Origin of the sequence: Caulobacter sp. UC70_42 (genome assembly GCF_044056025.1) — a bacterium.
Lineage (GTDB): Bacteria > Pseudomonadota > Alphaproteobacteria > Caulobacterales > Caulobacteraceae > Caulobacter.
Genome location: NZ_CP171994.1, coordinates 5,307,596 through 5,320,969, shown reverse-complemented (window position 1 = coordinate 5,320,969; position 13,374 = coordinate 5,307,596). Strand labels below are relative to the sequence as shown.

General features: G+C 67.3%; 14 protein-coding genes and 1 pseudogene. 10 read left to right on the top strand and 5 right to left on the bottom strand.

Translation table 11 applies throughout. From position 1 onward, the window contains the following. Positions 1–3: 3 nt before the first annotated feature. Positions 4–1,056 carry a LacI family DNA-binding transcriptional regulator gene (locus tag ACHMW8_RS26870; RefSeq protein ID WP_395444348.1) on the bottom strand — a complete coding sequence of 351 codons (1,053 nt, stop codon included), beginning with the start codon at positions 1,054–1,056 and terminating at the stop codon, positions 4–6. Between the two features lie 230 nt (positions 1,057–1,286). Here ACHMW8_RS26870 and ACHMW8_RS26865 point away from each other — a divergent pair, with 230 nt between their 5' ends. From ACHMW8_RS26865 to ACHMW8_RS26855, 3 genes are read left to right on the top strand one after another with little or no spacing between them, the layout of a single operon-like run. Continuing rightward, complete coding sequence (locus ACHMW8_RS26865) at positions 1,287–2,543, top strand: MFS transporter (RefSeq protein ID WP_395444347.1); 1,257 nt, start codon at positions 1,287–1,289, stop codon at positions 2,541–2,543. A 21-nt stretch (positions 2,544–2,564) separates the two neighbouring features. Beyond that, positions 2,565–3,371 (top strand): TrmH family RNA methyltransferase, encoded by an 807-nt coding sequence (locus ACHMW8_RS26860; protein WP_395444346.1) that lies wholly within the window; start codon positions 2,565–2,567, stop codon positions 3,369–3,371. Between the two features lie 59 nt (positions 3,372–3,430). Continuing rightward, on the top strand, positions 3,431–4,405 hold the full coding sequence (locus tag ACHMW8_RS26855; protein WP_395444345.1) for an alpha/beta hydrolase: 975 nt from the start codon (positions 3,431–3,433) through the stop codon (positions 4,403–4,405). 7 nt (positions 4,406–4,412) lie between these two features. Here ACHMW8_RS26855 and ACHMW8_RS26850 read toward each other — a convergent pair whose 3' ends face one another. Next, a complete protein-coding gene (locus tag ACHMW8_RS26850) occupies positions 4,413–5,132 on the bottom strand; it encodes a helix-turn-helix transcriptional regulator (protein WP_395444344.1) in 720 nt (239 codons plus the stop codon). 93 nt (positions 5,133–5,225) lie between these two features. Between ACHMW8_RS26850 and ACHMW8_RS26845 the strand changes: the two genes are divergently transcribed. The 7 genes and pseudogenes from ACHMW8_RS26845 (at position 5,226) to ACHMW8_RS26815 (ending at position 10,799) form a co-directional block, all read left to right on the top strand. Then, a complete protein-coding gene (locus ACHMW8_RS26845; RefSeq protein WP_395444343.1) occupies positions 5,226–5,954 on the top strand; it encodes a glutathione S-transferase family protein in 729 nt (242 codons plus the stop codon). Between the two features lie 346 nt (positions 5,955–6,300). After that, positions 6,301–7,064: pseudogene (locus ACHMW8_RS26840) on the top strand (FadR/GntR family transcriptional regulator). A 413-nt stretch (positions 7,065–7,477) separates the two neighbouring features. Next, entirely contained in the window at positions 7,478–8,326 is an 849-nt protein-coding gene (kduI, locus tag ACHMW8_RS26835) for a 5-dehydro-4-deoxy-D-glucuronate isomerase (protein ID WP_395444342.1), read from the top strand. 38 nt (positions 8,327–8,364) lie between these two features. Continuing rightward, positions 8,365–8,664, top strand: coding sequence for a hypothetical protein (locus ACHMW8_RS26830; RefSeq protein ID WP_395444341.1), 300 nt, complete (start codon positions 8,365–8,367; stop codon positions 8,662–8,664). Between the two features lie 180 nt (positions 8,665–8,844). Continuing rightward, positions 8,845–9,573 carry a glycoside hydrolase family 105 protein gene (locus ACHMW8_RS26825; protein ID WP_395444340.1) on the top strand — a complete coding sequence of 243 codons (729 nt, stop codon included), beginning with the start codon at positions 8,845–8,847 and terminating at the stop codon, positions 9,571–9,573. A gap of 31 nt (positions 9,574–9,604) precedes the next feature. Next, entirely contained in the window at positions 9,605–10,360 is a 756-nt protein-coding gene (locus ACHMW8_RS26820; RefSeq protein ID WP_125158780.1) for a FadR/GntR family transcriptional regulator, read from the top strand. 112 nt (positions 10,361–10,472) lie between these two features. Further along, the gene (locus ACHMW8_RS26815; RefSeq protein ID WP_125158779.1) at positions 10,473–10,799 is read left to right on the top strand and encodes a hypothetical protein; all 327 of its coding nucleotides are present in this window, start codon (positions 10,473–10,475) and stop codon (positions 10,797–10,799) included. A gap of 24 nt (positions 10,800–10,823) precedes the next feature. Here the strand turns inward: ACHMW8_RS26815 and ACHMW8_RS26810 are convergent, their stop codons facing one another. From ACHMW8_RS26810 to ACHMW8_RS26800, 3 genes are all read right to left on the bottom strand, one after another. Then, positions 10,824–11,249, bottom strand: a complete 426-nt coding sequence (locus ACHMW8_RS26810; RefSeq protein WP_125158778.1) for a VOC family protein — start codon at positions 11,247–11,249, stop codon at positions 10,824–10,826. Positions 11,250–11,333: 84 nt separating this feature from the next. Further along, positions 11,334–12,428 (bottom strand): L-rhamnose/proton symporter RhaT, encoded by a 1,095-nt coding sequence (rhaT, locus tag ACHMW8_RS26805; protein ID WP_395444339.1) that lies wholly within the window; start codon positions 12,426–12,428, stop codon positions 11,334–11,336. 34 nt (positions 12,429–12,462) lie between these two features. Continuing rightward, entirely contained in the window at positions 12,463–13,362 is a 900-nt protein-coding gene (locus ACHMW8_RS26800) for an amidohydrolase family protein (protein WP_395444338.1), read from the bottom strand. Between the last annotated feature and the right edge of the window lie 12 nt (positions 13,363–13,374).

The following is a 13,374-nucleotide window of genomic DNA, read 5'->3' as shown; positions in this document are numbered from 1 at the left end:
GGCCTATCTCGGCGGCGGGGCTGTCGAGGCGCGGTGAATCAGCTCGAACGGCATGAGCTCGTCCACCGGTCGTTCTGGCGGATCGTTGCTCTTGGCTTGAGCGATCAGCAGCTTGGCCGCCACCGACGACATTTCCGCTACCGGCTGACGCACGGTCGTCAGCTGTGGGCGGCTGAAGCGTGAGCTGGGGCTGTCGTCGAAGCCCGCCACGGAGATATCGCCCGGCGTCATCAGTCCGGCCTCGGCGATCGCGGCGATGCAGCCCAGGGCCATGTCGTCGTTGCTGGCGAAGATCGCTGTCGGCCGCTCGGGCAGGGCCAGCAGCGCCTTGGCCTGCTCCAGTCCCGATTGGAAGGTGAAGTCGCCCTGGCGCACCCAGCCCTCGGCGACCGACAAGCCGCGCGCCCTCATGGCCTCCAGATAGCCTTGCCGCCGCGCCTGGCTGGCGCCGTAGCGCGGCTCGCCGACGATGAAGCCGATCCGCTCGTGGCCGAGAGCGGCCAGATGTTCGGTCATTTCGCGGGCGGCCGCGACGTCGTCCATGTGCACGCGCGGACCCAAGCCCTCTGCGCGTTCGGGGCCAACGCGAACATAGGGCGTGCCGCTCTTGTCCAAGGCTTCCAGCACGCCGGGATTGTCGGAGGAGGGCGGCGTCAGAATCACGCCGTCAGGCTTCAGCGCGGCGATAAAGCCGGCCACGTCCTGGCGCACATTCGGGCCGTCGTTATCGATCAACTCGATCAGCAGGTGATAGCCGGCCTCACGGCAGCGTAGGGTCGCGCCCAGCTGGATGCGAGACAGATAGTCCGCGCCGCGCTCGCTTTGCCAGTGGTCGATGGTTAGGGCCGCGTCGACGAACACGGCGATCACGAACGAGCGCGAGCCGGCCAGGCTGCGCGCCGACAGGTTGGGGCTGTAGCCCAGCTCGCCAGCCGCCTCCAGGACACGGTCGCGCATGGCGGGCCGGACGTTCGGCTCCTTGTTCATCACCCGCGAAACGGTCTTGATCGAGACGCCCGCCCGCGCGGCGACGTCGTAGATCGTCACCGAGGCCATCAGACCGTCCCGACGCTGTTCTGACTCATGTTCATAAGGCCAACCTAGAGCTTACGCGGGGGATAAGGAAACTCCCCGCTTAACCGCACGGGACCCCTTGTGCCGCAACGAAGGCGCGGCCACTGTCCGGGCTGGACGCGGCGAAAGATCGCGACGAGCCGGTTGGAAGCGGGCTCTATCAAAAGCGTTTGGGAGCGTGGCGGTCGCCGTGGTCCCGGGGGAGGTGACGAGTGCGGCCTGACGACGGAGCGCGGCCCAAGGAGCCGGTGCGCGCGAACTTCATCGCCGCCTACACGCTCGCCCAGATCGGGGCCTTTGTTTCGTTCCAACCGCTTCTGCAAGTCCTTCTGCCGCTGAAGGCCGAGTCGATCGACGCGGCTTCCAAGGCGGTGGTGCTGAGCCAGGTCGCGTTCTATGGCGCGATCGCCGCCAGCATCGCCAACCTGCTGGCCGGCGCGATCAGCGACCGCACCACCTCGCGCTTCGGTCGCCGGCGGCCCTGGATGGTGGTCGGCGCGATCGGCGCGTCCCTGGCCTATCTGGCGATCATGAACGCCAGGACGCCGCTGGCCCTGATCGGCGGCGTCATCCTGTTTCAGCTGACCTTCAACCTGTGTTTTTCGGCCCTGGTGGCCGTCATGCCCGACCGCGTGCCCGACACCCAGAAAGGCATGGTGGCGGCTTTCCTCAGCCTGGGGAACCCGATCGGCACGGCCGCCGGCGCGGTGATCATCGGCGGCCTGCTGGTCGTCGAGTGGCAGCGCTACGCGGTGATCTCGGCGGCGCTGCTGTTGGGCTTGGCGCCCTTCGTGCTGCGCCTGAAGGACCCGCCTCTGGCGAAAGCCGATGTGCCGCCGTTCCACTTGCGGGAGTTCATCGCCGGCCTGTGGGTCAGTCCGCGCGAGCATCCCGACTTCGCCTTCGCCTGGGCCGGCCGGTTCATGGTGCTGGTCGCCCTGAGCCTGGTGCAGAGCTACATGCTCTACTTCCTGCAGGACGTAGTGGAGTATCCGCGTCTCTTCCCGGGTCATCGCTCGGAGGAAGGCCTGGCGATCCTGGCGACGGTCTCGACGGTCTTCAACGTCGCCTGCGCCATGGTGGGCGGGGTGCTGTCCGACCGGATGCAACGGCGCAAGCTTTTCGCCTTCGGCGCCGCCCTGACCATCGCCGCGTCGATGGTCGTGTTCTCGCTGACCTCGGACTGGAACGTTCTGCTGGCCGCCTATGTCGTCTATGGCTGCGGGGCGGGCTGCTACTGCGCCGTCGACATCGCCCTGGTCACCCAGGTGCTGCCGTCGCAACGCGACGCGGGCAAGGATCTGGGCGTGATCAACCTGGCCAACACCCTGCCTCAGGCCCTGGCGCCGGCCCTGGCCGTATGGAGCCTGGGGCCGACCCACGGGAATTTCCAGCTGTTCTTCCTGATGGCCGCGGGGCTGGCTTTGGCTGGCGGTCTGGCGATCCTGCCGATACGGGGTGTGCGCTAACCGCCGCTCTCGGAGATCGCCTTGCCCCAGTTCCGCGTCGTCACCGATCCCGACGATCCCGCCGTCGCCCCATTCCGGGCGATCAAGGAGCGCGATCTGGTCGGGCGCGAGGGCCTGTTCATCGCCGAGGGCGAGACCGTGCTGCGGGCCTTCGTTCGCGACGCCCCGCGGCGGGTGGTCTCGCTGCTGATCGATCCGAAGCGCAAGGACAAGCTGGCCGACGTTTTCGCGGGCCTGCCGGAGGATGTCCCCGTTCACCTCGCCGATCAGGCGGTGGTCGACGCCATCGCCGGCTTTCACCTGCATCGCGGCGTGCTGGCTGTCGGGCGCAAGCCCGATCCGATCCCGGCGCGTGATCTGCTGGCGGGCCTGCCGGCGCGAGCGATCGTGCTGGTGCTGTGCGGCATCGCCAATCACGACAACATCGGCGGCATCTATCGCAACGCCGCCGCCTTCGGGGCCGACGCGGTGATCCTTGACGCCGATTGCTGCGATCCGCTGTACCGCAAGGCCATCCGCGTCTCGGTCGGCGCGGCGCTTTCGATCCCCACCGCCAGGCTGGGGCGTGGCGAGGACATCGCCGGCCTGTTGGCCGCGACGGGCTTCGAAGGCCTCGCGCTGAGCCCCGCGGCGACCGAGGTCCTGGCGCGGCTGACCCCCGCACCCCGGACGGCGGTGCTGTTGGGCGCGGAGGGGCCGGGCTTGACGGCCGAGGTGATGGCGCGGGCGAGGACCATCGGCATCCCGATGGCGGGCGGTTTCGACTCCCTGAATGTCGCCACGACCAGTGGGATCGTGCTGCATCATCTTCGGTTCGCGCAGGGCTAGGAAACCGGTTTCCCAGACACTAGGGTCCCCCCACAACATCCCGTCAGAAGGCTAGATCCATGCTGAACCGTCGCGGCGCCCTGGCGACCTTTGTCACCGGCTTCCTCGCTTCGCTGGCGGCCAAGCGTGTCGAGGCCGGGCCGACGCCGCCCCTGGCCGATCCCACCGAGTCCATCGTCCTTTGGCCCGCCGGCCCGCCCGGCGCCGAGAAGGTGACGGTCGAGGAAGTGATCCTCGAACGGGGCGATCCCAACGGCGTGCGCGACCGGGCCATGGTCCATACCCGCAAGCCGATGCTGATGGTGTTCCGGCCCAAGACCCCCAATGGCGCGGCGGTGATGCTGATCCCCGGCGGCGGCTACGTGCGCGCGGTTCTGGACAAGGAGGGCTACGAGATGGCCCGCTGGCTGAACCAGCGCGGCTACGCCTGCTTCGTCCTGTTCTATCGCATGCCGGGCGACGGCTGGGCGGCGGGCGCCGACACGCCCCTGCAGGACGCCCAGCGGGGCATCCGCTTGGTCCGGTCGCGAGCGGCCGAGATGGGCTTCAGCCCTGACCGCGTGGCCATCATGGGCTTCTCGGCCGGCGGCCATCTGGCGGCCAGCCTGACGACCCGCTTCGCCGACAAGACCTACGCCTCGGTCGACGCCGCCGACGATCTTTCGGCCAAGCCCAACCTGTCCGGCCTGATCTACCCGGTGATCAGCATGGACCCGGCCATCGCCCACGCCGGTTCGCGCAAGGAACTGCTGACCGCCGACGCCTCGTCCGAGCGGGCCGCGGCGATTTCGCCCGAGCGCCGGGTGACGGCTGGTCTGTCGCCGGTGTTCCAGCTGCATGCCGCCGATGACAAGTCCGTGCCGGTCGAGAACAGCCTGGTGATGTTCGCGGCGCTGAAGGCCAAGGGCGTGCCGACCGAGCTGCACATCTTCGAGGAGGGGGGGCACGGCTTTGGACTGCGCGGCACGCCGGGCAAGCCGGTGGCGGCCTGGCCGAGCCTGTTCGAGACCTTCGCCAAGCGGCACGGACTCTAGGCGCGCTTCAGCAGTCCGCCTTTTCCTTCAACTTCCAGGCTGCGATCTCGGCGTCACGGAACTTGATCCACTCGCCGCGCAGCACGGCCGGCCGCTTGCCGTGGCGTTCTTCCAGAAACTCCGCGCCGACCACGCGATCGGTGCGGAAGGTGCGGAAGGCTTCGCGCAGCTCGCACCAGGCGATGATCATGCGGATGGTCTCGCGATAGCCGACGGTGACCGGCCAGATCACCCGCGCGCTGACCGTCCCTGCGCCGTCGCTGTAGTCCAGGCGGATCTTGCGACCGGCGTGGATCCAGGCGCGGACCTGGGCGACGTCGATGCGATCGGTCTCGGGTTTCCAGGCTGGGGAGGCGCCGATCGCCGGTTCCAGAACATAGGGCCGCAGGCGGTCGGGTACAGCCGCGGCGATCTTGCTGATCAGGTCGTTGGCGGCCTTGGCAAGGACGGGATCGCCGCGTCCGGCCACCCATTGCGCGCCCAGCACAGCCGCCTCGATCTCGTCCGGGGTCAGCATCAGGGGCGGCATGTCGAAGCCGGCCTCCAGCACATAGCCGATCCCGGCCTCGCCGCGGATCGGCGCGCGCTGGCCGACCAGGGCCGCGATGTCGCGATAGACGCTGCGCTTCGATGTCTCCAGCTCGGCGGCTATGGCGTCGGCGGTCACCGGCGCGCGGCTGCGGCGCAGGATCTGGATGATCTGGAAAAGGCGTTCGGCGCGTCTCATGGGCTGGAATATCGGCGATCGCTACTGACAGCATGCTGGCAGTAGCCTGGCGGTAGCAAGTCGTCACCACGACATTCGTGACGGAGAGGGACGATGATCACGCTATTCGCCGCCGGAGCCGGGTTCGGGCTGCCTGAGATCAGCCCCTATGTGACCAAGACAGAGGTCCAGCTGATGATGGCTGGTCTCGACTACAAAAAGACCAAGGGCAGTCGCGAGACCGCGCCCAAGGGTCAGTTGCCATGGATCGAGGACGCCGCCGTGGCGATCGGCGACTCGACCTTCATCCGCGCTCACATCGAGCAGAAGTACGCGATCGACCTCGACATCGGCCTGTCGGGCAAGGAGCGCGCCCAGGCGTGGGCGATCGAGCGCATGATCGAGAACCAGCTGGGCTGGGTGTCGGCCTATTTCCGGCACCTCGATCCGGCCAACTTCGCCAAGGGCGCCGCACGGTGGTTCGACGAGGCGCCGGAACATCTGCGCGATGACCTGAGGCGCGGCCTGCAGGAAGCGATCGCCGGCAATATCCGCGCGGTTGGCGTCGGCCGTCATCTGCGCGAGGAGGTCGTTTGGCTGGGCAGCCTGTCGCTGCGCTCGCTGGACGAACTCCTTGAGGACAAGGCCTATCTGATGCGCGACAGCCACCCGGTCGGTGTCGACGCCACGGCCTTCGCCATGCTGGCGGGGATCATGACGCCACACTTCGACTCGCCGTTGCGCTGCGAGGCGGAAAGCTATCCGCGTCTCGTCGACTATGTCGGGCGGATGATGGCCCAGTTCTATCCGGCCCATCCCTGGGGACTGAAGCGGGCCGCATGACGGCAGGATAGCGCTACCAAATTGGTCGTATGAATTCGCGCGCCAATGTCAAATTGGTCAGGCCATTTTTGATTGCGCGGCCGGACAGTTTTGTTAAGTTCGGCGAGCGCGACGAGCTGGGCTCCACCTTTGCTCAGTCGCTTGCTCGTCGACCAAGGCGCTGCGTACCTTGCGCCAACCTCCTCCCGGGGCGGACGACGATGGCGGCCGGAGTTCCTCCCTCCGGTCGCTTCGCCGGGAGGGTATGGTAAGGCCACCTCCGGATCGCGGACGCTTGTGGGCAGGCTGGACGCGCGCTAGTCCTGTGTGACGCGCCGATCGTGGCGCTTGTCCGTGGCCGCTTGTGATGTCGACCTCTACGCCGGATTCCAGGCTCTATCAGCAGGTCGCCGCGACGATCAGCGGCGCGATCGCCGACGGCGTCTATCAGCCGGGCCATCGCCTGCCGTCCGAGCGCGACCTGGCCGACGAGTTCGGCGTCTCGCGGCCCACCGTCCGCCGCGCCGTCATCGCGCTGGAGATGCGCGGGCTGCTGGAGGCTCGCCAAGGGTCGGGCGTCTATGTTCGTCTCGACCAGCCGCCACCGCCCGTGAAGGATCTCGATATCGGGGCGTTCGAGCAGGCCGAGGCTCGCCGCCTGTTCGAGGGCGAGGCCGCCGCCCTGGCGGCCACCCTGATCACCGACGAGGAGCTGGCCTATCTCGAGACCCTGGTCGCCGAGATGAACAGCGACGCCTCGACCAAGGAGCAGTCCGAGCTGGCTGACCGCCAGTTCCACATCTCCATCGCCCAGGCGACGCGCAACAACGCCGTGGTGCGGATCATCGAGAGCGCCTGGGACCTGCGCTACCGTTCTCGCCTCTGCATGCAGATGCTGGAAAAGGCCCGCCATGTGCGCAAGCGGCCGCTCAAGGACGAGCACCAGGAGATCGTCGAGGCGCTGCGCACGCGCGATCCGAAGGCCGCGCGCGCGGCCATGCAGACCCACCTGGGCGGGCTGATCGAGAATTTCTGCTGACCGCCGAACTGGAAGCCATCGAGCGCACGCGCGAGAGCCTGGCGGCCAAGCGCGAGGAGATCGCCCTCCGCGCCGCCAGCGCCGCCAAATAGACCTCTCCACAGAGGACCGGATCCGCGGGGGTGATCGGGTCTCGAAGGCGGGGGTCCAAAGGCTATAAGCTCAGGTCGTCGGCGCGCGGGACGGGTCTGTCCTGGTTTTCCGGATAATTGGCATGCTCAATGCCTGGCTCTAGGTCAGGCCATTATCCGTTGTGATCGTATGATCGGTATGTGACCTAGTGGTTGATTTTATTGCCTAATCTCGTCGACTGTCGAGCGAGCATTGGCGGTGACAGCATTCCACTTGCAATCGAGGCGCGTTCGTCCTTTACGGCGTTGCGGCGAGATTGGTAATGTCAGTTTAGCAACCAGTGAAACGGGGCATGGATGCGCGCCTTGGAGCGACCGTCGGTGAGTTCGGCGACCGGCCATCGACCTTCCCGAAGTGGAGGCCAGTGCGGCCGATGAGCGTTCAAATGGACTATCGTGAGAGCACCGACCGCGCCGGCATGAGCCGCATGACGGTGCGCGAGCTGCGCGACACCTTCGTCATCGACAAGCTGTTCCGGCCGGGCGAGCTTTCGCTCAGTTATCTGGAGATCGAACGGGCGGTGGTCGGCTCGGCGACGCCGACCGATGCGGCCCTGGACCTGCCGACTCACAAGGAACTGGCCTCGGGGTTCTTCTGCGAGCGCCGCGAGGTGGGCGTGATCAATATCGGCGGTCCAGGCGTGGTCATCCTGGATGGGGAGAGCTTCGATCTGGCGCGTCACGACAGCCTCTATATCGGGCGTGGGACGCAAGCCGTCAGTTTCGAGAGCGACGACGCCGCCAACCCGGCCAGGTTCTACTTCGTGAGCTACCCCGCCCATGCCAACCACCCCAGCAAGCGGGTGCGGCGCGACGAAGCCCGAACGATCCAGGCGGGGGAGGCGACGACCGCCAACCGCCGGGTGATCCGCCAGTCGATCCGCCCCGGCATCGTCGAGACCTGCCAGCTGGTGATGGGCTTCACCGAACTGGCGGACGGCAATGTCTGGAACACCATGCCGCCGCATACCCATCGCCGGCGCAGCGAGATCTACATGTACTTCGACACCGACCCCGGCCGGGTCATGCACCTGATGGGCGAACCGTCGGAGCCGCGCGCGGTGTTCATGGACGAGGGCGAGGCGGTGTTCTCGCCAAGCTGGTCGATCCACAGCGGGGTCGGCACCTCGAACTACACCTTTGTCTGGTCGATGGGCGGGGAGAACCTCGAGTTCGACGATATGGACGTCCTGGCGGTCTCTGACCTCGGCCCGGGATACTAGACGCAGGCCAACAAGAAAAGACGGGAAGAAACGCTTCAATGACCTTCAAGACGCTTCTGAAGACGGCCGTCGCGGTCGCCATCCTGACCGTGGCCGCGCCCGCCATGGCCGCGCCGGCCATGGTCACGCCCAAGGCCGCCGTTGTCGGTGTTCCGGCCTCGTCGGTCGATGCGGCGGGTCGCAAGGTCGCGGCCTGGCAGTTGGCCCACATGGACAACTTCGACTACGTGCCGGTCAGTTCGTTCCGCAAGGACACGGAGGCGCCCGCGACTGGATCCAGGCGGCCTTCTATATCGGCCTCTACACCTTCGCCGACGCGACCCAGGATCCGTACCTGACCACCGCGATCCTCAAGCACGGCGAGGCCGAGCAGTGGGGCTTCGACCACCGTCCGCGCCACGCCGACGCCGACGCCACCGGCGCCGTCTGGGTCTGGGCCGCTGGTCGCACCAAGGACCAGAGCAAGTTGACGCCGATCCGCGCCCGCTTCGACGCGGTGCTGGCGGACCCGATCGACGGTGTCGCTGGATTTCGAACCGAAGCCAGCCAAGGGCGACCCCTATTGCCAGGTTCGCTGGTGCTGGAGCGACGCCATCTTCATGGCCCCGCCGGCCTGGGTCAGTCTCTCCAAGGCCACCGGCGACAAGCGTTACCTGGACCACGCCGACCGCGAGTTCTGGGCGACCACCGACTATCTCTACGACAAGACCGACCACCTCTATTTCCGCGACAGCCGCTTCATCAAACGGCGTAGCGAGGCGGGCGCGAAGATCTTCTGGGGACGCGGCAATGGCTGGGCCTATGCGGGCATCGCGCGAATCCTGCAGGACCTGCCGGCCCATCATCCCAGCCGGCCGAAATACGAGGCGATCTTCAAGCAGATGTCGGCCAAGATCGTGACTCTGCAGGGCGCGGACGGCTACTGGCCCGTCTCCCTGCTGGAGCCGCAGAAGACGCCGGAGACCAGCGGCACGGGCTTCTTCGTCTACGGCCTGGCCTGGGGCGTGAACCACGGCCTGCTGTCTCGCGCCAAGTACGGTCCGGCCATCGACAAGGGCTGGAAGGCGTTGGACGCGGCGGTCGAGCCGGACGGCCGTCTAGGCTGGGTGCAGCGTGTCGGTGTCGCGCCCGACCAGGTGGGCCGCGACGATACTCAGCTCTATGGCGTCGGCGCGTTCCTGCTGTCGGCCAGCGAAGTTCGCAAGCTGGCGCAAGGCTCCGCTTCCAAAGGTCAGACCTCGCGCTAAGATGGACCCGCTCCATTGAAGGCGAGGTTTAATGCGCGCGGCGGCGGATCCCCAGAAGCTCTACCAGCAGGTGGCCCGCTCGATCGCGGCCTCGATCGCCGAGGGGCGCTATGTTTCCGGCGACCGCCTGCCCTCCGAGCGGGGACTGGCCGACTCGTTCGGCGTCAGCCGGCCGACGATCCGCGACGCGATGATCGCCTTGGAGTTTCAAGGGCTGGTCGAGGCCCGGCAGGGCTCCGGCGTCTATGTCACCGCCCGGGTGAAGCCCGAGGAGGATGTCGCCGAGGCCGAGGTCAGCGCCCTGGAGCTGACCGAGGCCCGACGCCTGTTCGAGGGCGAGGCTTGCGCCCTGGCCGCCGCCGCCGTCAGCGACGAGCAGGTCGCGGGGCTGGAGCGCGTGGCGCGCGACCTGGCCAACCTGGCCGCCACGGAGGACGGTGAACGGCTGGAGCACGATTTCCACCTGGCCGTGGCCCATGCCACCCGTAACGCCGCCATCGTCGCGGCGGTCGAGGAGATCTGGACGCTGCGTCGGCAGTTTCCCGACTGCTCCAGCCAGCTGCGCCGCGCGCGCCTGGCCGATCCGAAGAGTTTCGCCGAGGATCATCACCGCATTGTCGCGGCTCTGCGCGAGCGGGATCCCAAGGAAGCGCGCCGGGTGATCCATGATCACCTGAACCGCACGGTCGAGACTCTCTTGTCGATGGCCGAGCGCGACGCGCTGGAACGCACCCGCCGCGAGATGGCTGAGCGCCGAGACGAATTGTTGCGCCGGACCACCATCTGACGTTGTTTCCGGCGGTCGCTGTTCTGCCGCGATAATTCGCCGCACAAATCAAGGGCTTGCCGTCACCGGGCGGCGCGTGCTCACGTCCCCTTAAGGGAATCAGGGGGTACTGATGTCGGAAAAACTCGCGCCTGCGAGCGTTGAAACGGTGCTGAAGGCGATCTCGACTGAGATGTCGATCGCCGCGGTGGCGTGCGGACATCTGGACGTCGCCCTCGGCAAAATCCTGGAAGTCGTTCCGAACGAGCACCGCCTGTCGGTGATGCAGGAACTGCACACGGTCGATCTGCTGGCTCAGCACATCACGGCCATCACCGACTTTACCGGCAATCTGTCGCAACAGCATGGCCAGGGTGTTCTCGAGGTCAACGACTCGCTCAACGCCATCACCCTGGGCGACGTCGCCGCCCGCCTGCGCGCCTCGATCTCGGCCGAGTAGAGCGCGCGGCGGACGATCGCCGCTTCAGGCCTGGGCCGGGATGGTGTTGATCATCCACGGGATGCCGAACTTGTCGGTGAAGCTGCCATAGCCCGGCGACCAGAAGGTCGCGGCGAAATCCATGCCGACCTTGCCGCCTTCCGAGAGCGCGTCGAACACGCGGCGCGCCTCGGCCGGGTCATCGGTGTGATAGGTGACGTCGAAGCCGTTCTTGGGCTTGTCGATGTTGGGGGCGAATTCGGGCGGCATGTCCGCGCCCATGATCGCCTGGTCGCCGATCTCCAGCCAGGCGTGCATCAGCCAATCCTTGTAACGCGCGTCGACCGGCGTGTCGGGCGGGCCTTCGCCGAACGGAAAGGCGGCGGTGACCTTGCCGCCCAGAACCCGGGCGTAGAAGTCGAAGGCCTGACGGCATTCGCCCTTGAAGCTGAGGCTGGTGACGATCTTCATGGGTGATCTCCTCGCTTGATCCCCAGGCGCTAGGGGCCCGTTGCGGGCGACCCTAGCGTAGGATTGTGACGGGAGACAGCGGCCTTAGCCGGCGCCGATCTTGTTGCCATAGCCGATGACGACGGTGGCCAGGATCAGCAGGGCCACGCCGCCCCAGACCGTGGCCTTCACGGCCGGACGGGCGTCCTTCCACTCACGCAGGGCGAAGCCCCAGACAGTGCCGAAGATGATGATGCTGGCCATGTGCAGCGTCCAGCTGGAGAAGCCGAACTTGCCCATCTGGCTCTCGCCCATCGTGTAGAAGAAGAACTGGAAGTACCAGGCCGTGCCCGCGAGGGCGCAGAGCAGGTAGTTGGCCAGCAGCGGCGGCTTGGCTTTGGCGGCCTCCTGAGAAGGGGTCTCTTCGGACGGCGCCGCCCCGCCCCGCCATTGGCCGGCGCTCTTGTTACGGACGATCAGGAAGCCGCACCAGACCCCGTTGGTCAACAGGCCGCCGAACATGACGAGGCACAGCACCGGCAGGCCGGTCCACAGCGGGCCGGTGCCGGCCGCGGCCGACAGCGCCTTGATCGGTTCGCCCGCCGCGAGGCCGAAAGCGAAGCAGGCCGACATGATCCCCGAGAAGATCGCCACGGCGACGCCCTTCTTGAAGTCGAATTCGGCGATGACCGCCTTCTTGGCGTCCTCGGAGAGGGCGGCGTCCTTGCGCGCGCCGGCCAGGGCCACGACGACGATGCCGGCCAGGGTGATGATGAGGCCCAGCAGGATGATCCGGCCCGAGGCGTTGTTCAGGAGCTTCTCGGCGAAGTCGCCCTGGACGATCGGCGGGATCAGCGTGCCGAACACCGTGCAGAGGCCCAACACCACGGCCATGCCCAGCGACAGGCCCAGATAGCGCATCGTCAGGCCGTAGGTCAGGCCGCCGAAGCCCCAGAGTACGCCGAACAGGACGCAGAGGCCGGCGATATTGCCCGGCACCTGGCTCATCACGCCCATCAGGTCCCGGGTCTGGATCGCGGCGAAGAACCAGGGGGCCAGCAGCCAGGAGAAGACGCCGCCGGTCAGCCAGAAGATCTCCCACGACCAGCGGCGCACGCCGCGATAGGGCACGTAGAAGCTGGCCGAGGCCAGGCCGCCCAGCCAGTGGAACAGCACGCCGAGCAGCGGATTGGGCGTCATGGTCTTCTCCCGTTCTTGTCTTCGTTATGGCGTGTCAGACGGCGAGGCCCAGGCGGTAGAGACGGTTAGCGTTGCGTCCGAAGAGATCGCGACGCTCGTCCTCGCTGAAGCCGGCGGTGATCGCAGTGTACGCCGTCAGGTGCCTGTCCAGGCTGCCGAACAGCTTGTCGGTCGGCACGTCGCTGGCGAACATGCAGCGATCGGTCCCGAAGATCTCGATGGCTTCGAGAATGAGGGGCTGGATCTGCTCTTCCGTCCACCGGCGGTGGACGAAACCGAAGCCCGACAGCTTGGTCGAGACATGGGGCAGGGCGGCCAGGGCCTTCATGCCTTCGCGCCATTCGGTTTTGTCGGCGTCGACGGGCATGCCGGCGTGGTTGATCATCACCGGCGTGTCGGGATGGGCGGCGAACAGGTCGACCAGGCCCAGCATCTGCCCCGGATAGCACTGAAGGTCGAAGGACAGGCCGTACTTGGCCAGTAGGCCAAAGCCCGTGCGCCAGGCCGGATCGCCGGTCACGTCGCGCGGTGTGTAGGTGCGCTTGGGATCGGCGTGCCAGTTGACGATGTGGCGGACGCCGCGAACGCTGCGGTGGGCGGCGTGAGCCTCCAGCAGCGCCTCGGCGTCCGGCGCGTCCAGGGCGGCGAAGGCGACGAGGCCTGTGGGCAGGCCGCGCTCGTCCGACAACGCCTGCAGCCAGCGGGTCTCGTCGAGCGCCGAGGCAGCTTCCGCCCCCGCGTCCACATGCACCGCCCCGACGACATTCCAGGCCTTGGCGTCGGCCAGGTAGTCGTCGAGCAGATAAGTGCGTGCGATCGGCTCGACGCTGCCGTTCGGACCGTTGTCGTCGAACGGCGGCGTCAGCCAGGGATAGCGGATGCGCGTGAGGTCCCACAGGTGGATGTGCGCATCGACGAAGGGCAGGGCGCCCATGAGCATTCCTCT

Excerpts from the sequence above, each read along its gene's own strand:
- ACHMW8_RS26870 (WP_395444348.1), bottom strand. The coding sequence starts at position 1,056 with ATGGCCTCGGTGACGATCTACGACGTCGCCGCGCGGGCGGGCGTCTCG.
- ACHMW8_RS26810 (WP_125158778.1), bottom strand. The coding sequence starts at position 11,249 with ATGAAGATCGTCACCAGCCTCAGCTTCAAGGGCGAATGCCGTCAGGCC.
- ACHMW8_RS26830 (WP_395444341.1), top strand. The coding sequence starts at position 8,365 with ATGACCTTCAAGACGCTTCTGAAGACGGCCGTCGCGGTCGCCATCCTG.
- ACHMW8_RS26800 (WP_395444338.1), bottom strand. The coding sequence starts at position 13,362 with ATGGGCGCCCTGCCCTTCGTCGATGCGCACATCCACCTGTGGGACCTC.
- ACHMW8_RS26845 (WP_395444343.1), top strand. The coding sequence starts at position 5,226 with ATGATCACGCTATTCGCCGCCGGAGCCGGGTTCGGGCTGCCTGAGATC.
- kduI (WP_395444342.1), top strand. The coding sequence starts at position 7,478 with ATGAGCGTTCAAATGGACTATCGTGAGAGCACCGACCGCGCCGGCATG.
- ACHMW8_RS26820 (WP_125158780.1), top strand. The coding sequence starts at position 9,605 with ATGCGCGCGGCGGCGGATCCCCAGAAGCTCTACCAGCAGGTGGCCCGC.
- ACHMW8_RS26850 (WP_395444344.1), bottom strand. The coding sequence starts at position 5,132 with ATGAGACGCGCCGAACGCCTTTTCCAGATCATCCAGATCCTGCGCCGC.
- ACHMW8_RS26815 (WP_125158779.1), top strand. The coding sequence starts at position 10,473 with ATGTCGGAAAAACTCGCGCCTGCGAGCGTTGAAACGGTGCTGAAGGCG.
- rhaT (WP_395444339.1), bottom strand. The coding sequence starts at position 12,428 with ATGACGCCCAATCCGCTGCTCGGCGTGCTGTTCCACTGGCTGGGCGGC.
- ACHMW8_RS26855 (WP_395444345.1), top strand. The coding sequence starts at position 3,431 with ATGCTGAACCGTCGCGGCGCCCTGGCGACCTTTGTCACCGGCTTCCTC.